Below are 15351 nucleotides of genomic sequence, written 5' to 3'. Positions count from 1 at the left end.
GCAGGCATGGAAACAAAGGGGTGGATCGGTTTCAATAATGACGTGTCGCCCCACGATGCGCCGCCGATCCTCTTTGATTGAAATCCCCATGGTCGATTTGCCAACCACCACGCCTCCCGAACAACCCACCAGCGGAAACGATGAAATGGATGCGCTGCATCCTTTGAAACCGTACCGATCGCTGGAAAACGAAGTTCTTCAGCAACGAATTGAAGCGGTGCGGAAAGAACTCGGGGAAGAACTGCTGATTTTGGGCCACCACTATCAGCAGGACGAAGTGATCGAGCACACCGACTTGCGAGGCGACAGCTACCAGTTGTCCGAAATGGCGGCCAAAAGCCAAGCGTGCCGGACCATCGTGTTCTGCGGCGTTCACTTCATGGCAGAAACGGCTGACATTCTGGCCAACCGTCCGGACCGAATCGAAGCCCGCGATGGTCGCCGAGTCGACGTGCTGCTGCCTGACATGGCGGCGGGATGCTCGATGGCTGACATGGCCGCGATCGCGCAGGTCGAAGCGGCTTGGGCGGACATGTCCGAAGTGATTGAGACAGAACAAGTCATCCCAGTCACATACATCAACAGCGCCGCCAGCTTGAAAGCGTTCTGTGGTCGTCACGGTGGAATTGTCTGCACCAGCAGCAACGCGAAAGCGGTTTTGGAATGGGCGTTTGAACGCGGCCAGCGAGTCTTCTTCTTTCCCGACCAACACCTCGGCCGCAACACCGCGCTGACGATGGGAATCACCGAAGATCAAATGCCCGTCTGGGATCCCTACGCATTGGAAATGGGCGGCAACACCGACGAACAAATCGAAGCCAGCCGCGTGATCCTGTGGAAGGGTCACTGCAGCGTCCACCAAATGTTTCGCGCCGAGCACGTTGCTCGATTTCGCAAGGAACACGAGGGCATCCAGATCCTCGTGCACCCCGAATGCCCCCGCGAGGTCAACGACATTGCCGATGTCAGTGGCAGCACGGGCAAGATCATTCAAACCGTCCAGAATGCCCCGGCGGGAACGAAATGGGCGATTGGGACCGAACTGCACTTGGTCAACCGCTTGAAGGACGAGCACCCGGAACAAGAGATTCACTTTTTGAGCCCCGTCGTTTGCATGTGCGCGACGATGTACCGAATCGATCTGACACACCTTTGTTGGACGCTGGAAAACTTGCGTGACGGCCGGTTGGTCAACCAAATTCGCGTGGACGAAGAGACCACCAAGTGGAGTTTGATCGCGTTGGAACGCATGTTGGCGGTGAAATGACATCTCCCTACTCACCGTCAGAAACCAACCCCGGTGAAGTGCACTCCGATTCGGTTGCTCCTTCGCGTTGGAACATGATTCTGGCTGGTTTGGCCGGAGCATCCGCCGTCGGGATCGGAGCCTTTGGTGCTCACGGGCTGCCCAACTTTCTTGAGCAATCCGGAATGGATCCCGAAACGATTGCTCGCCGGGTCGCGCAATTTGACACGGGAGCCCGCTACCACTTGGCTCACGCCATTGTTTTGTTGGCCTTGGCGGTGGCTCCGCTGCGATCCACCAAATGGCTGCGAACGATTCGTGCGTTGATGGTGGCGGGATTGATTTTCTTTTCCGGCAGTTTGTACCTGCTGGTTTTAACCAACACGCCCGTGCTGGGGGCGATCACGCCAATCGGCGGCGTTTGCTGGATGGTGGGTTGGTTGATGTTTGTGGGCTGCCGTGACTCGTCGAAAAGTCAATGATGCTTTAAACTCCCGACCATGGACGCATCGCTCTCACCCGATCAATTGTCATTCCCGGCCGTTTGGCGGCATCGTCACCTATTGGATTTGGAACGGCTCTCCGCCGCTGAGATCCTCGCGATCTTACGCACCGCGGACGAGCTGAAGGCAATGACCGAAGGTTGTCGCCGCAAAGTCCCGCTGCTGACCGGGAAAACGTGTGCCAATTTGTTCTTCGAAAACAGCACTCGCACGCGAAACAGTTTTTCGCTGGCCGCCAAACGCTTGGGTGCGGACACGGTCGAATTCAGCAGCAGTGGCAGCAGCGTCGCCAAAGGCGAAACCTTCGTCGACACGGCCAAGACAATCGAAGCGATGGGTGTCGACTGGGTCGTGACGCGTCACTCCACGCCGGGAACGCCTCACTTGCTGGCCCGAGAATTGAAATGCAGCGTGCTCAACGCCGGCGATGGACCGCACGAGCATCCCACCCAGGGTTTGCTGGACATGCTGACGATCCTGCAGCACCGCATCGGATCGGACTGGAAACACGAAGCCGCCGATCCTGAAAAAGTGTTCGCTGGCATGACGGTGGCTTTGGTCGGCGACATCGCCCACAGTCGAACCGCACGCAGCAACCTGTGGGGCCTCCGCAAGTTGGGTGCCCACGTCATCATTTGTGGACCACCGACTCTGGTCAGCCCGCGCTGGGAAGAACTCGGGTTTGAAGTCGCTCACCGACTCGATGAAATTGTTCACCGCTGCGATGTTTTGAACCTGCTACGCATCCAATTCGAACGTCAAAAAGCTCGCCCGTTCCCCAGCGTCTACGAATACGCCGCGTTGTATGCCATGAACGGTCAACGCCTGCGGCTCGCCAAACCCGACATCCTGATCATGGCCCCCGGCCCCATCAATCGTGGCGTTGAAATCACGCCGGAAGTCGCTGACGGCCCGCATTCCGTGATCCTCGAACAAGTCACCAACGGAATCGCCGTCCGCATGGCCTCGCTGTGGCTGCTCGCCAACGCAAAAGCCAACGCCGACGCCTCCACGGAGCCCCTCGCATGAACGATTCCACTTGGGTACTCGATGGCGGCCGGGTGATCGATCCCGCCAATGGTGTCGACCGGATCGCACGCCTCGTTCTGCACGAGGGAAAAATTCACTCGATCGACACGCCGGATGGTGATTTGCCACCCGAGGCAGGCCGCTTGGACGTGACCGGCAAGATCGTCGCTCCAGGATTGGTCGATCTGGCGACGGAACTGCGTGAACCGGGCAGTGAAGAAGACGAGACCATTCAAACAGGCAGCGACGCTGCCTTGGCAGGTGGTTACACGACGGTGTTGTGCTGCAGCAGCACCAAACCATTGATGGACTCCGCCGCGTCCGTGCAATTGGTTCGCCAAATTGCCCAGCGCATCGACGGGGTTCGCGTGCTGCCCATCGCTTGCCTGAGCAAAGGGCGTCAAGGCGAACAGATGGCCGAACTTGGCATCCTGGCCGCGGCCGGAGCGGCCGGTTTCAGTGACACGCCGCGACCGATGCCCAACGATGCGCTGCTGAAACGGGCGCTCGACTACTGCCGCATGTTTGACTTGCCCATCTTTGATCGGCCGGAAGTCCCGGAACTGGCTGACGGCGGGGTGATGCACGACGGCCGAATCGGATTGGTCCTGGGCCTGAAGGGCTTGCCAACCGAAGCGGAAGACCTCGCGGTCGCTCGTGATGTCCGTTTGGCAGAAGCCACCAAGGGTCGGTTGCACGTGGGCCCGGTCAGCACGATGGGTGCGATCGACATGATTGGCCGTGTGAAATCAAGGGGCATCCACATCTCTGCATCGGTCTGCCCACACAACTTGTTTGGCAGCGATGAGCTGCTGCGATCCTACGATTCGCGGTACAAAGTTCACCCGCCAATGCGAAGTCCATCGCACGTCGAAGCACTTCGCAATGCGGTTGCGGAAGGTGTGATCGATGCCATTGAATCCGGGCACATGCCACGGGCTCAGGAAAAAAAGGCCAACGACCTGGACTTGGCTCCGTTTGGCGCCTCCGCCTTGGAAACGACTCTCGCCGCCATCGCAACCGACTTGGTGGAAACGAAAATCCTGGGTTGGTCTCGAGCGATCGAGTGCCTCTCGACTTCGCCTGCAAAGATTGCGGGCGTCGACGGTGGCAGCTTGTCTGTGGGTGCCAACGCGGACGTGACTGTCATCGATCCCAACCAGGCTTGGTCGGTCGAGGCCAAACAATTTCGGTCGCGATGTCAGTCGAGCCCCATGACCGGGCGCACGCTTGCCGCTCGAGTCACTCACACCCTGGTCGGCGGTCGCCTGAAATTCGAACTGAATCCTGCCGCTGCGAACACTGCCTCCTGATGTCGCGCACGCTTGGAAAACACCCGCTGGGATTCCCCAAGTCATCTCGCGTCGTACGCAGTGGTGACTTCACCAAAGCACTCCGACGTGGCGGTGTTGCCGCCAATGATTGCTTGGTCGTCTTCGCCTTGCCACGCAATCAAACGTCGCCAGGGGACGCAACCCAAACGCAATGTCGCCTGGGCGTGACGATCCCCAAGAAGACCGGCAACGCGGTCGCTCGCAACCGTTGGAAACGTCTGATACGGGAAGCGTACCGACTGCACCAAATGGAACTTCCGCCCGGGTTTGATTACGTTGTCCGACCCAAGAAAGACGTCCAAGCAAGTTGGAAATTGATCGACAAAGGTTTTGTCAAACTCGTCGGTCGAGCGGTGCGGCGCAGCCAACCCTCAAGTGACGGTCGATGATGATTGCATCCGTCGAGTGAAGTGATCGGCAGCGATCACCACGATGGCGGCCGTGATGGCGAGCGCTAGCAACACCACCAAACTGCCTTCGTAATGGTGTGGCAAAACCCAAACGAACTCTTGGTGCTTCAGTTCCAGTTCAGCGGTCTCCGGGGTCACCCGTTGCAGAGGCCAAAGCCGGCCAACCGAACCAATCATCAACCCGATCAACACCGCCATCGTTGCGTCTCGGAAGTGTTCGAGCAGGTAATTCAGCAATCGACTGAACGCCAGCAATCCAAACAGGCACCCCGCTGCGAACACGGCCAACCGGCCCAAGATATCCATGTCGATCTGGCCTTTGACAACGCCTTTGATCATCCCGATCACCGGTTCGTAAACGCCCAGCAACAACAAAATGAACGCGCCGCTGATCCCTGGCAGGATCATCGCACAAATCGCGATTGACGCACTGAAAAACAAAAAGACATGACTGGCGTCGCCTGTCGTCGCAGGAATTCGCGAGATTCCCAACGCCACCAGCACACCGACCACCAACAGAACGCACCGTGGAAGCGTCCACTGAGTGACATTGCGCCGGACCACCCAAACACTTGCCAGCACCAAACCAAAGAACACCGCCATGGTCTCGTTGACTCGGTGTTGCAGCAACCAGTGCATCAGTCCGGCCAAGGCCCCGATTCCGACGACGATCCCAATCCCCAGAGCGATCAAGAACCGCAAATCCATTCGCCGGGCAAGTCCCCCCCATTGCCCTGTTCGAAGCAATCCAAGCGACGTTGTGTCCACATGACTGATCGCCGCGATCAAGCGGTCGTAGTGCCCCAGAATCAAAGCCACCGTCCCGCCACTGACGCCAGGCACCGTGTCAGCGGCTCCCATGCAAAACCCTCGAAAGACGTTCAGCAACATCATTCCGATGCCATCAGGACGCCGAGACCCCTCGCCGTCAAAACTGATACTTTCGGAAGAACTGTCCGAGCCGGTGGATGCGTTCACAAGAGTCAATCAGGCGGAGGAAAAGAACAGGATTTGAAATGACGGATGCCGACAATCGTCTCGACAAAGTAACCTAGGACATCCTCTGTCCAGACGCACACCCCACACACTTTAGTTGAGACCTCGAATCGTGCAGGAACTCATTCGCGTCATCATTCTGGCCGTCGTGCAAGGGATCGCCGAGTTTCTCCCGATCAGTTCGTCGGGGCACTTGGTGATCCTCGGATCGATGCTGGGGGAACTGGGCGAGTCGGTGACTCTCGAGATCATTTTGCACGCCGGAACGCTGGGATCGATCCTGGTCGTGTTCTGGCAGCGAATCTGGGCTCTGCTGAAGAAAGACCGGCGGGTCGTTGGATTGTTGGTGATCGGAACGCTTCCGGCCGTTGTGATCGGCCTGACAATCAAAACACAATTCCCAGAAATCCTTCGCAGCCCGCTTCTCGCCGGGGCGATGCTGATCGTGACCGGAATCATGTTGATTGTGCTGGGCAGACTCACGCCCCAATCGGGAACCTATGACCGCCTGGGATTCGGCGCCGCGTTTTTGGTGGGCTGCTTCCAAGCCTTTGCGATCCTCCCAGGAATCAGCCGCAGCGGTTCCACGATCCTCGGCGGCCGACTGATGGGCCTCGATCGAGATGACTCGGTGACGTTTTCGTTTCTCCTGGCGATCCCTGCGATTCTGGGGGCGACGGTCTTGGCCGTCAAAGACCTCCTGGAGGACGGCCCCTCCGGTGCTGCGTCCGTCGAAACCCTCCTGATCGGAGCCGCCGTGGCCTTCGCCGTGGGCATCGTCGCTCTGAAGTGGCTGATTCGATGGAGCCGGGAAGACCGCCTGCACTGGTTCGCATACTGGTGCATCCCAGCAGGGTTGGTGGTGGTCGCTCTCAATCTTCGATAGCTCGCCAGAGAAGCAGGGGGCTCTCAACCAACCTCTCCGAAGCTAGTTTTTGCTATGGGCGAGCAACACGAGCCGTTCAATTTTAGCTATGCTCAGCCAATCGCTTTGGCACGCAGTGTCCCTTCGCCCCTCGAGCAACGGAAGATCCACAGGGGACAACGAACCACCCCGCAGGGTGAGTCGTTGGATTTCTGATGCCACCTTCGACGAGCGCGCAATTCCGCACAGGGGACCGCGACGTCGTCGATGCAAAAACTGGTCATAAAAAGCACGTCATCAAAGTGATTCACATGCTAGGCTTCTGTTAGAGCGATGGGATCGCTCCTTTGCCCCCCACCCCACCTCCCTCCGCGAAATTCATGGCCAAAGTTCAACTGACCGAAAGACAAAGAGAGGTCTACGAGCTAGTTCGCTCCTTGATCCAAGAACGAGGTTATGGGCCCACCGTTCGTGAGATTGGCGAGCATTTCGGCATCCGAAGTCCCAATGGTGTCATGTGTCACCTCCGCGCGCTCGAACGCAAAGGATTGATCACCAGGAAAGCCAACAAGTCGCGAGCAATCGAGTTGACGGGCGAAAACGCTCGTTCCCCCACGGGTTTGCCGATGGCAGGCATCGTCCGAAGCCAACCCACGGACATCGATATGAACGCGACCGATGTGGTTGATTTAGGCAAGATCCTTGCCGACGGCGATCGATTTGTTGTTCAAATATCAGGGGACTCTCTGGCCAGTCGCGGGATCCATGATGGTGATTACATCGTGATCAACAAGCAGGACAGCGTCCAACCGGGGCAACTCGCCGCGATCGAGACCACCCCTGGAAATGTTTCGCTTCGCTATTGGCATCCGATCAACGGCCACGTGGAACTACGCAACGGCGATCGCGACCTGTCCCCCGTCACCGTTGTGAACCCCAAGGTGGTGGGCGTCGCTGTCGCAACCGTCCGGACCACGCTGTAGCCCGGCGTCCCAGCTCAACAGACTGCTGTTCAACCATGCAGCGTTTTCGAGTCGCGACGGAGTGTCTCGTCGCGAACAATCGGGTCGCAAATCCCGATGATTTGGTCCGTGTGAATCGGCCCCCAACGTCGACTGTCGACTGAAACGGGCGTGTTGTCTCCCGCCACAAACCATTCCTTGGCCTGAAGGGGCCATCGCGACGGGGTTTCCATTCGCCACTGAATGGGCCGCCACAATCGCAAATCCCCAACGCGGACGATCGAATTGGTGCTCCAACCAATTGCCACCGGCGACGTGGCGGAAACAGCGGGAGCACTTGCCAGGCTCAGCTCACTCCGATCGAACCGACGCCCCGTCCTGAACGCCTGCGGCTCAAACTTGACCAGCATGCTTTGGTCATCCAATTTCTCTGGCAGCTTCTTCGAGACAACACGCACGCCTTGATCGGTCCACGCCACTGCGTGGATTTGTCCGCTGGTTGATTCCATGGCGGCCTGCTTGCTTTCCTGGCTGCTTCCCGCTGGACGCAACTGCAGTTGAACCGTCAGTCCAACCTGATCGACCGGGTGGAGTCGTCGATCCAGCCCCATGTTCGCAGGGCAATCATCGAACACTCGGCTGACCACATTGCCACGGTAGACGTTGCGGTGTTCGTAGACCAACCAAACGAGCTCGGGCCTTGGTTCGCTCGTCTCAGCTGAATCAAACCAATTCCCTTCTGGATCACGTTGCCATGCCAGCGAGGGGAAGCAACTCCAGCGGCTGGCGATCTCGCCCGTCCGTCGCTGGTCAATGTCGATTGGCAAACCCGGCAAATCAGATGGCTCGATGAGCTTGCCATCCACGCGCATCCGCCCGCGGTCATCCGAAGTCACCTTCTGCCCGGGGCCGGCAAGCACTCTTTTGAGATGAGTCTGGCCCTCGTGGTCCAGCACGACCAACGGCATTTCCCCGGCACCCAACCGGCCCTGAAGCTGAGCAGCCGTGGATGAACGAACGGTGACCACATCCGCCGACAGGAAGCTCAATGAGTCGATCGATTCACCACTCACGGGAGTCCCACAGTGCCAACATCGAGGCCTGGAACCAGGTTGGCTCTCCGCTGGAATCAATCTTGGGCGGATCGATCGCCAAATCTCCGCGTCCACACGAAGAGGAATCGAGCACGCCTCACACGAGAACTCCACGGAAGGCCCCCACACAGTCGGAGCCATCGATGGGCCGGCCACTTGAAACGCAGTTGTTGTTTCACGACGGGTTTCACACCCAGCCACCCCGATTGCTCCCGCGCCTGCCAGCAGGCGACGGCGAGAAATCCGCGAAGCGATTTCAGCAGCTTGGGATCGAGAAGAAACGGACATGAAAACCGGGTGCCGGAAAAGATTGATCTTGCAGCGAACGCCCTCCGAACGCTAACAGCAAACGGGAACGCACGGACGCGTCCAAAAATGAACGTCATCGGAAACCTATCATGTCACATCATTTCATCGGCCAGGACAACGATCCACCTTTAGCCATTTTGGTGGAAACGCTCGCATCGCCCATGTTGGTCGCCCACCCAGCACCAGTTTGCTTGGAGGTGGACATGGACGCCGCCCTGCGTTTGCCCGCCGATCAGGCGTCTTTTTGCCAGTTGATCGAAAGCCTGATTCGACAAGCCCTGATCGAAATGCCCGAGGGTGGCGAACTCACCATCACCGGCTGCCAAACCAACACCGGCATCGAGATCGAACTCGCTGACACCGGTGCTGCAGTCGATCAACGAGCCTGCAAGCTGCCGATGATCGCGGCGGCCTTGTCGGCGGAACTGAATTGGCAAGATTGCCCTCAGGGCGGCGGTGCAGTGACGGTCAAATTCCCCCACTACCAAGTCGCCAAACGCCGGGCCGCTTGAAAATGTTCAATCCAGTCGCCTCGACAACCATCGGTGCACTCGAGCAGACGCTGGCGTTCACCGAACGACGCCACGAACTGCTGGCTGGCAACATTGCCAACCTGAGCACGCCCGATTACCGCAGTCGCGACCTGGATCAAGGACAATTCCAAACCGCCTTGGCCGATTCGATTCGCGACCGTGGCAAGGAGCAGTCACCCGGCCCCTCGATCACTCAACCTGACCTGAGCGAAGGACACATTCCAGCTTGGGTCCACAATCCCTTTGGAACTGCCATCCGTGGCGGCACGGTCGGCATGCCGAACCCGTCCAGCGACGCGATGAGCCCCGAATCATTTTCAGCGTTGAGCCCCTCGCGAACCGCAGAATCAGTCACGCGTGACGACCAATTCAGCGGCCCACGAGCTGCGATGGAACAAGTTGTCTATCACGACAACAGCGACGTTTCGCTGGAACAACAAGTCACCGAGATATCCAAGAACCAACACCTGCACGACCTCGCCGTGACCACGCTTCGCAGCCAGTTTGAACTGCTGCGTGCCGCGATCACCGAACGTGCCTGACACGCCTTCCTCATTCGATTCGTCCCCCTCATTGTCTGGAGATCGCCATGATCAGTGCACTCGACATCAGCACCTCCGCGTTGGTTGCCCAACGCACGCGGCTCAATGCAATCTCGGGCAACATCGCCAACATGTCCTCCTTGGTCGACGAAAACGGAAACCCCAATCCTTACCAAGCCCGGCAAGTCGTCTTTCAAACCGACGAAACGGCCAGCCCCGGTGAGGCCGCTGGCGTGAAAGTCGCCGAAGTCATGCTGGACGAATCAGAACCGCTCTATCGCTACCAACCCGATCACCCCTTGGCGATCGACGAAGGCAAGTGGGAAGGCTATGTCGCTCACCCCAACATCGACCTCACCACTCAAATGGTTGACGCCTTGGAAAGCACGCGTGCTTACGAAGCCAACGTGGGTGTGATTGAAATCAGCAAGAGCATGAGCCGCCAACGACTCGCCATCCTTGCCTGACCTGAATGGCCGGCCCCTGATCGTTCGAGACACATTTCACCCTCCTCTTTGATTCGCCCCAGTCCGCATGCGTCCCGTTGCTTCCTTCCGTCCGCCGCCAACGTTCAGTGCGTTGCAGAGCGGTGCGTCGTCGCAGGCGACCAAACCGGCAGGACTCGAACAACACGGATCCAACCAAGCCTTTTCACTGCTTGACCCCAACTCCACGCCGTCCAGCTCCACCGACTCTTCATTCGGTGAGATGGGCAACCTGTTGATGAATCAAGTCAAAGGCGTCAACTCAATGCAGAACCAAGCCGACTCCATGGTTCACTCCATGTTGACCGGCGGCGATGTCAACGAAGCCGAAGTCCTCACCTCGGTCCAAAAGGCCGACTTGGCATTCCGGATGCTGATGCAAATCCGCAACAAGCTGATGGACGCCTATCGAGAAATCCAACAAGTTCAGATCTGACTAACCTTCTATGCTTCAAAACGCTCTCGATCAATTTCGAAGCATCTATTCCACGATGCCCGTCCCCTCGCGAATCATCGCGGGGCTGTTGCTGACAGCCATCATTGTGGCGATGGGTTTCTTGGTGCGCGGCAGCTCGACTCCAACCAGCGAATACTTGTTGGGCGGCCGGAGCTTCAGTGAACGCGATTTGGATGCGGCCGAAGTCGCCTTTGGAAACGCCGACCTGCGAGGCTGGACCCGCGATGGTCGCCGGATCAAAATCCCGATCGAATCACGCAGTGAATTCCTGAAGGCACTGGAAAGCTCTGCTTCGCTCCCGCTGTCATTGCGAACCAGTGTCCAAGCCGCGATTGAAAAAGCCAGCCCGTTTGAATCGAACGAACAACGTGTGGCGAGGGAATTGAACGCCAAACTGCTCGACATCGCTCGTAGCATCATGATGTTCAACGACATCCGAACGGCGAGAGTGGAATACGACCAAGGCGAACGCATGGGACTTTCCCGCGCCCGGACACAATCCGCCAGCGTGACCATCGAACCCGAAGGCATCCAACCGCTGCCACGAGCACGTGTGATGCAAATCAAAGACCTTGTCCAAGCCTCGTTCGCAGGCATGTCGATCGACGATGTCGTGGTCACGGACACCAACGGTTCCTCATCCTTCGATTTGGCCGATGACGACGACCCACTGTCCCGAAAACGCCGGGAAGAAGAAGAGCGGTTCGAGATGAAGATCCGCAACCACTTGATGGGTTACGGAAAGATCCACGTGGCGACACACGTCGAAATCGACCCGACGATGAGCACCGAGAAAGCGAGCTTGAGCTACGCGGATCAACCCACGACGCTCAACGAAACCTCGCGAAAACGCGAAACCGAGTCATCGCGTCCCACGCCCGGTGGAGTCCCCGGCGCCCAAACGAATGCCTTGAGCAGCAACCGACCTGTCAAACTGGACGCCACCGCTCAAACATCCAAAACAAAAGAAGATGAGCGAACCAGCAACCGGGTTGCCGGACAAGAGTACTCAACGACTCGGATGGCGGGACTGCCCGTCAAACGCGTGAAGGTTTCGATTGGCTTGCCACAAAGCTACTACAAGAAGGTTTGGACCAAGCAACAGCTCGAAGCCAACCCGGGCCAAACCGTGGACGACATCAAACCGTTGGAAACCGCCGACCTGGTCGCCCTCAAAGAACAAACCGAAACCGAAATCCAACAAGCCGTCACGGCATTGCTACCCGATGTTGCTGCCGGCGAAGACCGGTTCCCGCTGGTCCAAGTCTGGGACTACATCGATTTGCCCGAGCCCGCCTTGGACGCGCCCGCCACCGCCACGATTGCCCTGTCTTGGCTGTCGGATTCATGGCAAACCTTGGCCATGCTGGGGTTGGCTGCCGCCGCACTCTTGATCGCTCGCAGCAGCGTGAAGTCACTCAGCGGCAATGCCGACCCCACCGACTTCAAAGAAGGATTCGGCTTGGAACTGCCTGCCCCTCCGATCACGGTGGAGGAACAAGCGGACAAGGTCGAGGCGATGGAGATCACCGGTGGCTCTCTCAAAGACGAACTGGTCGCCTTGGTGGAGGACAATCCCGAAGTTGCCGCCAACGTGATTCGCAGTTGGGTCGGCGAAGCTGCCTGAGCGAACCGGCTCCGCTACGAACACTCAGTGACCACAGCTACCACAACCGCAGGCCGTTGGTGAGACCGGGCCGCAGCTTCCGGTTGCACAGTTGCCCGATTGGTAGCCACCGGTTCGGCATCCCAAGCAATCGCAAGTGCCCAACACGTGAGGGCTCTTGTTGCGACAACGGTTGCGAGTTTCTTCGGCGTACCCAGCCCAGATCCCTGAGTACGAAGGTCGGCTGCGGAAGTACTCCAGCATCGAGCTTGGCGGTGGCAGCGTGGGAGCACGGTGCGGACGACACTCGCTCAGCCCAACGTTGCATCCGGATTGACAGCCTTCCACAATCTCGCCGCACGTGTTGCAGCCCTTGCTGCCCAGACCTTTGAGTTTGCCACCCAGTCCACACGACTTGCAAGATTGGCAACCCGGTTCGACCAACTCGCCGCAAGAATCACATCCGCTGCCAAATCGCTTGGCCCATTTGAACTTGGGCCCACACGTCTTGCAGGCAGGTTGCTGGCAGGGCCCCGCTGAATCGCAGCCGCCACAATCAATCGATCCAGGCGTCACCGCGTAGGGGTTCACCGTCGCAACGGGTTGCGAAGGAAACAGTTCCTCGGGTGAGGGCACGTGCTGAACTTGCAGCGATGGTTCGGAGGCATTGTTGAGCACCAACGATTCCCCCGCGGCCTGATCCGCAGAAGCCTCCTGGGTCCAAGCTCCCAACAGGGAGTCCAGGTCCGCGTGAGCATGGGTGGTGACCAAAGAAATGGTCATCACACAAAAGAAAGTGAAGAGCGAACGTGACATGGAAAATCCCTTGGAACTGGAAACCAATCAAACCGGCTGGCTTCGTTGAGATCGGCATTCCCCCCGGTCGCACGTCGAACGTTTTTTTAGATCTCGCGCAGCCCTCACATTCGTTTCAAACTGATTAGGATCGACACTGCCAAGAACGGGCGGCAAATTTCGCTCGTTTGCTCGTTGACGGTCCGCTCCGGTTTCGCAAAGCTTGGTAACATCCGTCCATGGTCTCCTCTTCATCTTTCTTCAAAAAACCGAATGACCGCACTGGATAAACAACGCCGCAAGAAGCTCCAAGCTGTCGTTGACAAGGACTATTCCTACCGCTCGTACTACGACGACGACATCGAAGTCAAAGGGACGGGACGGTGTGGCTTCGGCGTCTACGCAGCTCGCCAATTCCAACCCGGCGAACTGGTGTTCGAAGTCACTGGACAACTGATTCACAAAAAACACTACGTGGGCAGTGAATATGTGATGGATCTGGACAAAGACTGGTACCTCGAACCCAGCACGCCAGGTGCCTTCATGAATCACTCGTGCAGTCCCAACTGTGAATTGGTGCAGTTGACCAATTTTTCGCTGGGCGTCGTCGCGATCTGCAACATCGAAGCTGAAACCGAAATCACCTTCGACTATGCCTGGGAAGCCTTCGACTGGAATCCCAAGTGTCAGTGCGGTGCCCGCAATTGTCGCGGCTGGGTCGTCTCCGAAGAGGAAGTCAAAAAGATGAAGCGTCTGGCCAAAGGACGCAAGAAAAAACCTCGCTGATCCATCGCATCGCGAAACCGAGGTTCACGGCGAAACTGCCCCGCCATCGGAATTGCGATGATGGCGGCTGGATTCACACGGCAAAGGGGTTAATCTTGGCATTCGCTTCCTTTGCTATGCCGCCTCTGACTCTCCCGCCGTGTCACTGATTTACCTCGATTTCAATCGCACCACACCGATGGCCCCCTCGGTGATCGAGGCAATGCAGCCGTATTGGTCGACACACTTCATGCTGCCGACCCAATCGCATGTTCATGCCTCCGCCGTCAGCGAAGCGATCGAAGGCGCCCGCGAATCCGTCGCCTTTCTGATCGGCTGCGAACCCTTTGAATTGGTGTTCACCAGCGGCGGAACCGAAGCAAACAACCTCGGAATCCTTGGCGCGGCAGATTTTGACCACACCATGGATCCGCTGGACGGTCCTCCCCACGTGTTGATCAGCAACGTCGAGCACGATGCTGTCATGCAGGCGGGCTTGCAACTGGGACGCCTCGGCTGGGACGTGGAACTGGTCCCCTGCGACGCTCAAGGGATGGTCCCCGCAGACGAATTTGAGAAGCGCTTCCGGGAATCCACGCAGATGGTCTGCCTGCAATTGGCCAACCATGTGCTCGGCACCCTGCAACCGATTCGTGAATTGGCGGACCGCTGCCACAACCGGGGCATCCGAATTCACTGCGATGCGACCACCGCGGTCGGCAAGGTCCCTGTCGATGTGACCCAGCTTCGGGTCGACTCGTTGGCTCTCAGCGCTCACAAAATGTATGGCCCCAAAGGTGTGGGCGCCCTGTTCGTCCGCCGCGGCCTCGAACTCAAACCCATTCTGTTCGGTGAGAGCCGCGAAATGGGCCTGCGAGCTGGCAGTGAAAACGTCCCCGGCATTGTCGGCTTCGGCTCCGCCGCTTCGATGGCAGGCCGATGCGTCGACGAAGCCTACGCGACCCTCGCGGAACTGCGTCAACGGCTGATCGATGGGCTGCGAAGCAACCTCGGTGAGCGAGTGACGGTCTTTGCGGAACACGTCGATGGCTTGCCAAACACCGTCACCGTTCAAATGCCGGCGGAAGCCAAACGCATCCAAAAAGCCGCTCGACATTTGGTCGCCGGCTTGGCTCAGTCGGAATCACCCCCTGATGAGATGACCCGCGTGCTCCAAGCGATCGGCTGCAGCGAAAAAGAGGTCGGCCGGGCGATTCGAATCTCAGTGGGCTGGACGACCAGCCGCGAACAAATCGACCGAGCAGTGAACCTGCTGGCGGAAGCCACGGACTACCCGTCCCCTTAAGGAGGTCGTGCAGTTTTCAAGTGCCGTGTTGCCAAGCGTTTATTATCACCCTCCCTTGGGACGTTCGAAAAATAAATGGTGGCGGGCGTCTGGGTATCGCCCCGGATGGGGCCG

The 15351-nt window shown here is 58.3% G+C and carries 17 protein-coding genes; 14 read left to right on the top strand and 3 right to left on the bottom strand.

Annotated elements, in window-relative coordinates; all coding sequences use genetic code 11:
* Positions 1–88: 88 nt before the first annotated feature.
* From nadA to rnpA, 5 genes are read left to right on the top strand one after another with little or no spacing between them, the layout of a single operon-like run.
* On the top strand, positions 89–1267 hold the full coding sequence (gene nadA, locus RISK_RS17650; RefSeq protein WP_102017622.1) for a quinolinate synthase NadA: 1179 nt from the start codon (positions 89–91) through the stop codon (positions 1265–1267).
* A complete protein-coding gene (locus tag RISK_RS17645; protein WP_047815657.1) occupies positions 1264–1728 on the top strand; it encodes a DUF423 domain-containing protein in 465 nt (154 codons plus the stop codon). Before nadA ends, RISK_RS17645 begins: the two co-directional genes overlap by 4 nt.
* An 18-nt stretch (positions 1729–1746) precedes the next feature.
* Positions 1747–2778: an aspartate carbamoyltransferase catalytic subunit gene (locus RISK_RS17640; RefSeq protein WP_047815656.1), complete on the top strand. Its 1032-nt coding sequence runs from the start codon at positions 1747–1749 to the stop codon at positions 2776–2778.
* Positions 2775–4091, top strand: a complete 1317-nt coding sequence (locus tag RISK_RS17635; protein WP_047815655.1) for a dihydroorotase — start codon at positions 2775–2777, stop codon at positions 4089–4091. The genes RISK_RS17640 and RISK_RS17635 overlap by 4 nt, the downstream gene beginning before the upstream one ends.
* On the top strand, positions 4091–4501 hold the full coding sequence (gene rnpA / locus RISK_RS17630) for a ribonuclease P protein component (protein ID WP_047815654.1): 411 nt from the start codon (positions 4091–4093) through the stop codon (positions 4499–4501). Before RISK_RS17635 ends, rnpA begins: the two co-directional genes overlap by 1 nt.
* On the opposite strand, the gene RISK_RS17625 is transcribed toward rnpA, so the two are convergent.
* Positions 4484–5500 (bottom strand): DUF368 domain-containing protein, encoded by a 1017-nt coding sequence (locus RISK_RS17625; RefSeq protein ID WP_083435028.1) that lies wholly within the window; start codon positions 5498–5500, stop codon positions 4484–4486. The genes rnpA and RISK_RS17625 overlap by 18 nt on opposite strands.
* A 130-nt stretch (positions 5501–5630) precedes the next feature.
* Here RISK_RS17625 and RISK_RS17620 point away from each other — a divergent pair, with 130 nt between their 5' ends.
* Both RISK_RS17620 and lexA read left to right on the top strand, forming a co-directional pair.
* A complete protein-coding gene (locus RISK_RS17620) occupies positions 5631–6404 on the top strand; it encodes an undecaprenyl-diphosphate phosphatase (protein WP_047815652.1) in 774 nt (257 codons plus the stop codon).
* A 359-nt stretch (positions 6405–6763) separates the two neighbouring features.
* The gene (lexA, locus tag RISK_RS17615; RefSeq protein ID WP_047815651.1) at positions 6764–7366 is read left to right on the top strand and encodes a transcriptional repressor LexA; all 603 of its coding nucleotides are present in this window, start codon (positions 6764–6766) and stop codon (positions 7364–7366) included.
* 29 nt (positions 7367–7395) lie between these two features.
* On the opposite strand, the gene RISK_RS17610 is transcribed toward lexA, so the two are convergent.
* Entirely contained in the window at positions 7396–8418 is a 1023-nt protein-coding gene (locus RISK_RS17610; RefSeq protein ID WP_236696409.1) for a S26 family signal peptidase, read from the bottom strand.
* A 419-nt stretch (positions 8419–8837) separates the two neighbouring features.
* Between RISK_RS17610 and RISK_RS17605 the strand changes: the two genes are divergently transcribed.
* From RISK_RS17605 to RISK_RS17585, 5 genes are all read left to right on the top strand, one after another.
* Positions 8838–9260, top strand: coding sequence for an ATP-binding protein (locus RISK_RS17605; protein WP_047815649.1), 423 nt, complete (start codon positions 8838–8840; stop codon positions 9258–9260).
* A gap of 2 nt (positions 9261–9262) precedes the next feature.
* Positions 9263–9823 (top strand): flagellar basal body rod protein FlgB, encoded by a 561-nt coding sequence (locus RISK_RS17600; protein ID WP_047815648.1) that lies wholly within the window; start codon positions 9263–9265, stop codon positions 9821–9823.
* A gap of 47 nt (positions 9824–9870) precedes the next feature.
* Positions 9871–10290 carry a flagellar basal body rod protein FlgC gene (gene flgC, locus RISK_RS17595; protein ID WP_047815647.1) on the top strand — a complete coding sequence of 140 codons (420 nt, stop codon included), beginning with the start codon at positions 9871–9873 and terminating at the stop codon, positions 10288–10290.
* Positions 10291–10357: 67 nt separating this feature from the next.
* Positions 10358–10744: a flagellar hook-basal body complex protein FliE gene (fliE, locus tag RISK_RS17590; protein WP_047815646.1), complete on the top strand. Its 387-nt coding sequence runs from the start codon at positions 10358–10360 to the stop codon at positions 10742–10744.
* A 10-nt stretch (positions 10745–10754) separates the two neighbouring features.
* Positions 10755–12392 (top strand): flagellar M-ring protein FliF C-terminal domain-containing protein, encoded by a 1638-nt coding sequence (locus tag RISK_RS17585; RefSeq protein ID WP_047815645.1) that lies wholly within the window; start codon positions 10755–10757, stop codon positions 12390–12392.
* 24 nt (positions 12393–12416) lie between these two features.
* Here RISK_RS17585 and RISK_RS17580 read toward each other — a convergent pair whose 3' ends face one another.
* Positions 12417–13187 (bottom strand): hypothetical protein, encoded by a 771-nt coding sequence (locus RISK_RS17580; protein WP_047815644.1) that lies wholly within the window; start codon positions 13185–13187, stop codon positions 12417–12419.
* A 252-nt stretch (positions 13188–13439) separates the two neighbouring features.
* Here RISK_RS17580 and RISK_RS17575 point away from each other — a divergent pair, with 252 nt between their 5' ends.
* Positions 13440–13952: an SET domain-containing protein gene (locus RISK_RS17575; RefSeq protein ID WP_047815643.1), complete on the top strand. Its 513-nt coding sequence runs from the start codon at positions 13440–13442 to the stop codon at positions 13950–13952.
* Between the two features lie 139 nt (positions 13953–14091).
* Positions 14092–15237 carry a cysteine desulfurase family protein gene (locus RISK_RS17570; protein WP_047815642.1) on the top strand — a complete coding sequence of 382 codons (1146 nt, stop codon included), beginning with the start codon at positions 14092–14094 and terminating at the stop codon, positions 15235–15237.
* The last annotated feature ends 114 nt before the right edge of the window (positions 15238–15351 follow it).

Origin of the sequence: Rhodopirellula islandica (genome assembly GCF_001027925.1) — a bacterium.
GTDB lineage: Bacteria > Planctomycetota > Planctomycetia > Pirellulales > Pirellulaceae > Rhodopirellula > Rhodopirellula islandica.
This window is presented reverse-complemented; position numbering and strand designations above follow the sequence as displayed.

Bases quoted from the DNA above. Each gene is read 5' to 3' on its own strand.
- RISK_RS17605 (WP_047815649.1), top strand. From the start codon at position 8,838: ATGTCACATCATTTCATCGGCCAGGACAACGATCCACCTTTAGCCATT.
- RISK_RS17580 (WP_047815644.1), bottom strand. From the start codon at position 13,187: ATGTCACGTTCGCTCTTCACTTTCTTTTGTGTGATGACCATTTCTTTG.
- rnpA (WP_047815654.1), top strand. From the start codon at position 4,091: ATGTCGCGCACGCTTGGAAAACACCCGCTGGGATTCCCCAAGTCATCT.
- RISK_RS17575 (WP_047815643.1), top strand. From the start codon at position 13,440: ATGACCGCACTGGATAAACAACGCCGCAAGAAGCTCCAAGCTGTCGTT.
- RISK_RS17585 (WP_047815645.1), top strand. From the start codon at position 10,755: ATGCTTCAAAACGCTCTCGATCAATTTCGAAGCATCTATTCCACGATG.
- fliE (WP_047815646.1), top strand. From the start codon at position 10,358: ATGCGTCCCGTTGCTTCCTTCCGTCCGCCGCCAACGTTCAGTGCGTTG.
- RISK_RS17645 (WP_047815657.1), top strand. From the start codon at position 1,264: ATGACATCTCCCTACTCACCGTCAGAAACCAACCCCGGTGAAGTGCAC.
- RISK_RS17600 (WP_047815648.1), top strand. From the start codon at position 9,263: ATGTTCAATCCAGTCGCCTCGACAACCATCGGTGCACTCGAGCAGACG.
- nadA (WP_102017622.1), top strand. From the start codon at position 89: ATGGTCGATTTGCCAACCACCACGCCTCCCGAACAACCCACCAGCGGA.
- lexA (WP_047815651.1), top strand. From the start codon at position 6,764: ATGGCCAAAGTTCAACTGACCGAAAGACAAAGAGAGGTCTACGAGCTA.
- flgC (WP_047815647.1), top strand. From the start codon at position 9,871: ATGATCAGTGCACTCGACATCAGCACCTCCGCGTTGGTTGCCCAACGC.
- RISK_RS17640 (WP_047815656.1), top strand. From the start codon at position 1,747: ATGGACGCATCGCTCTCACCCGATCAATTGTCATTCCCGGCCGTTTGG.
- RISK_RS17635 (WP_047815655.1), top strand. From the start codon at position 2,775: ATGAACGATTCCACTTGGGTACTCGATGGCGGCCGGGTGATCGATCCC.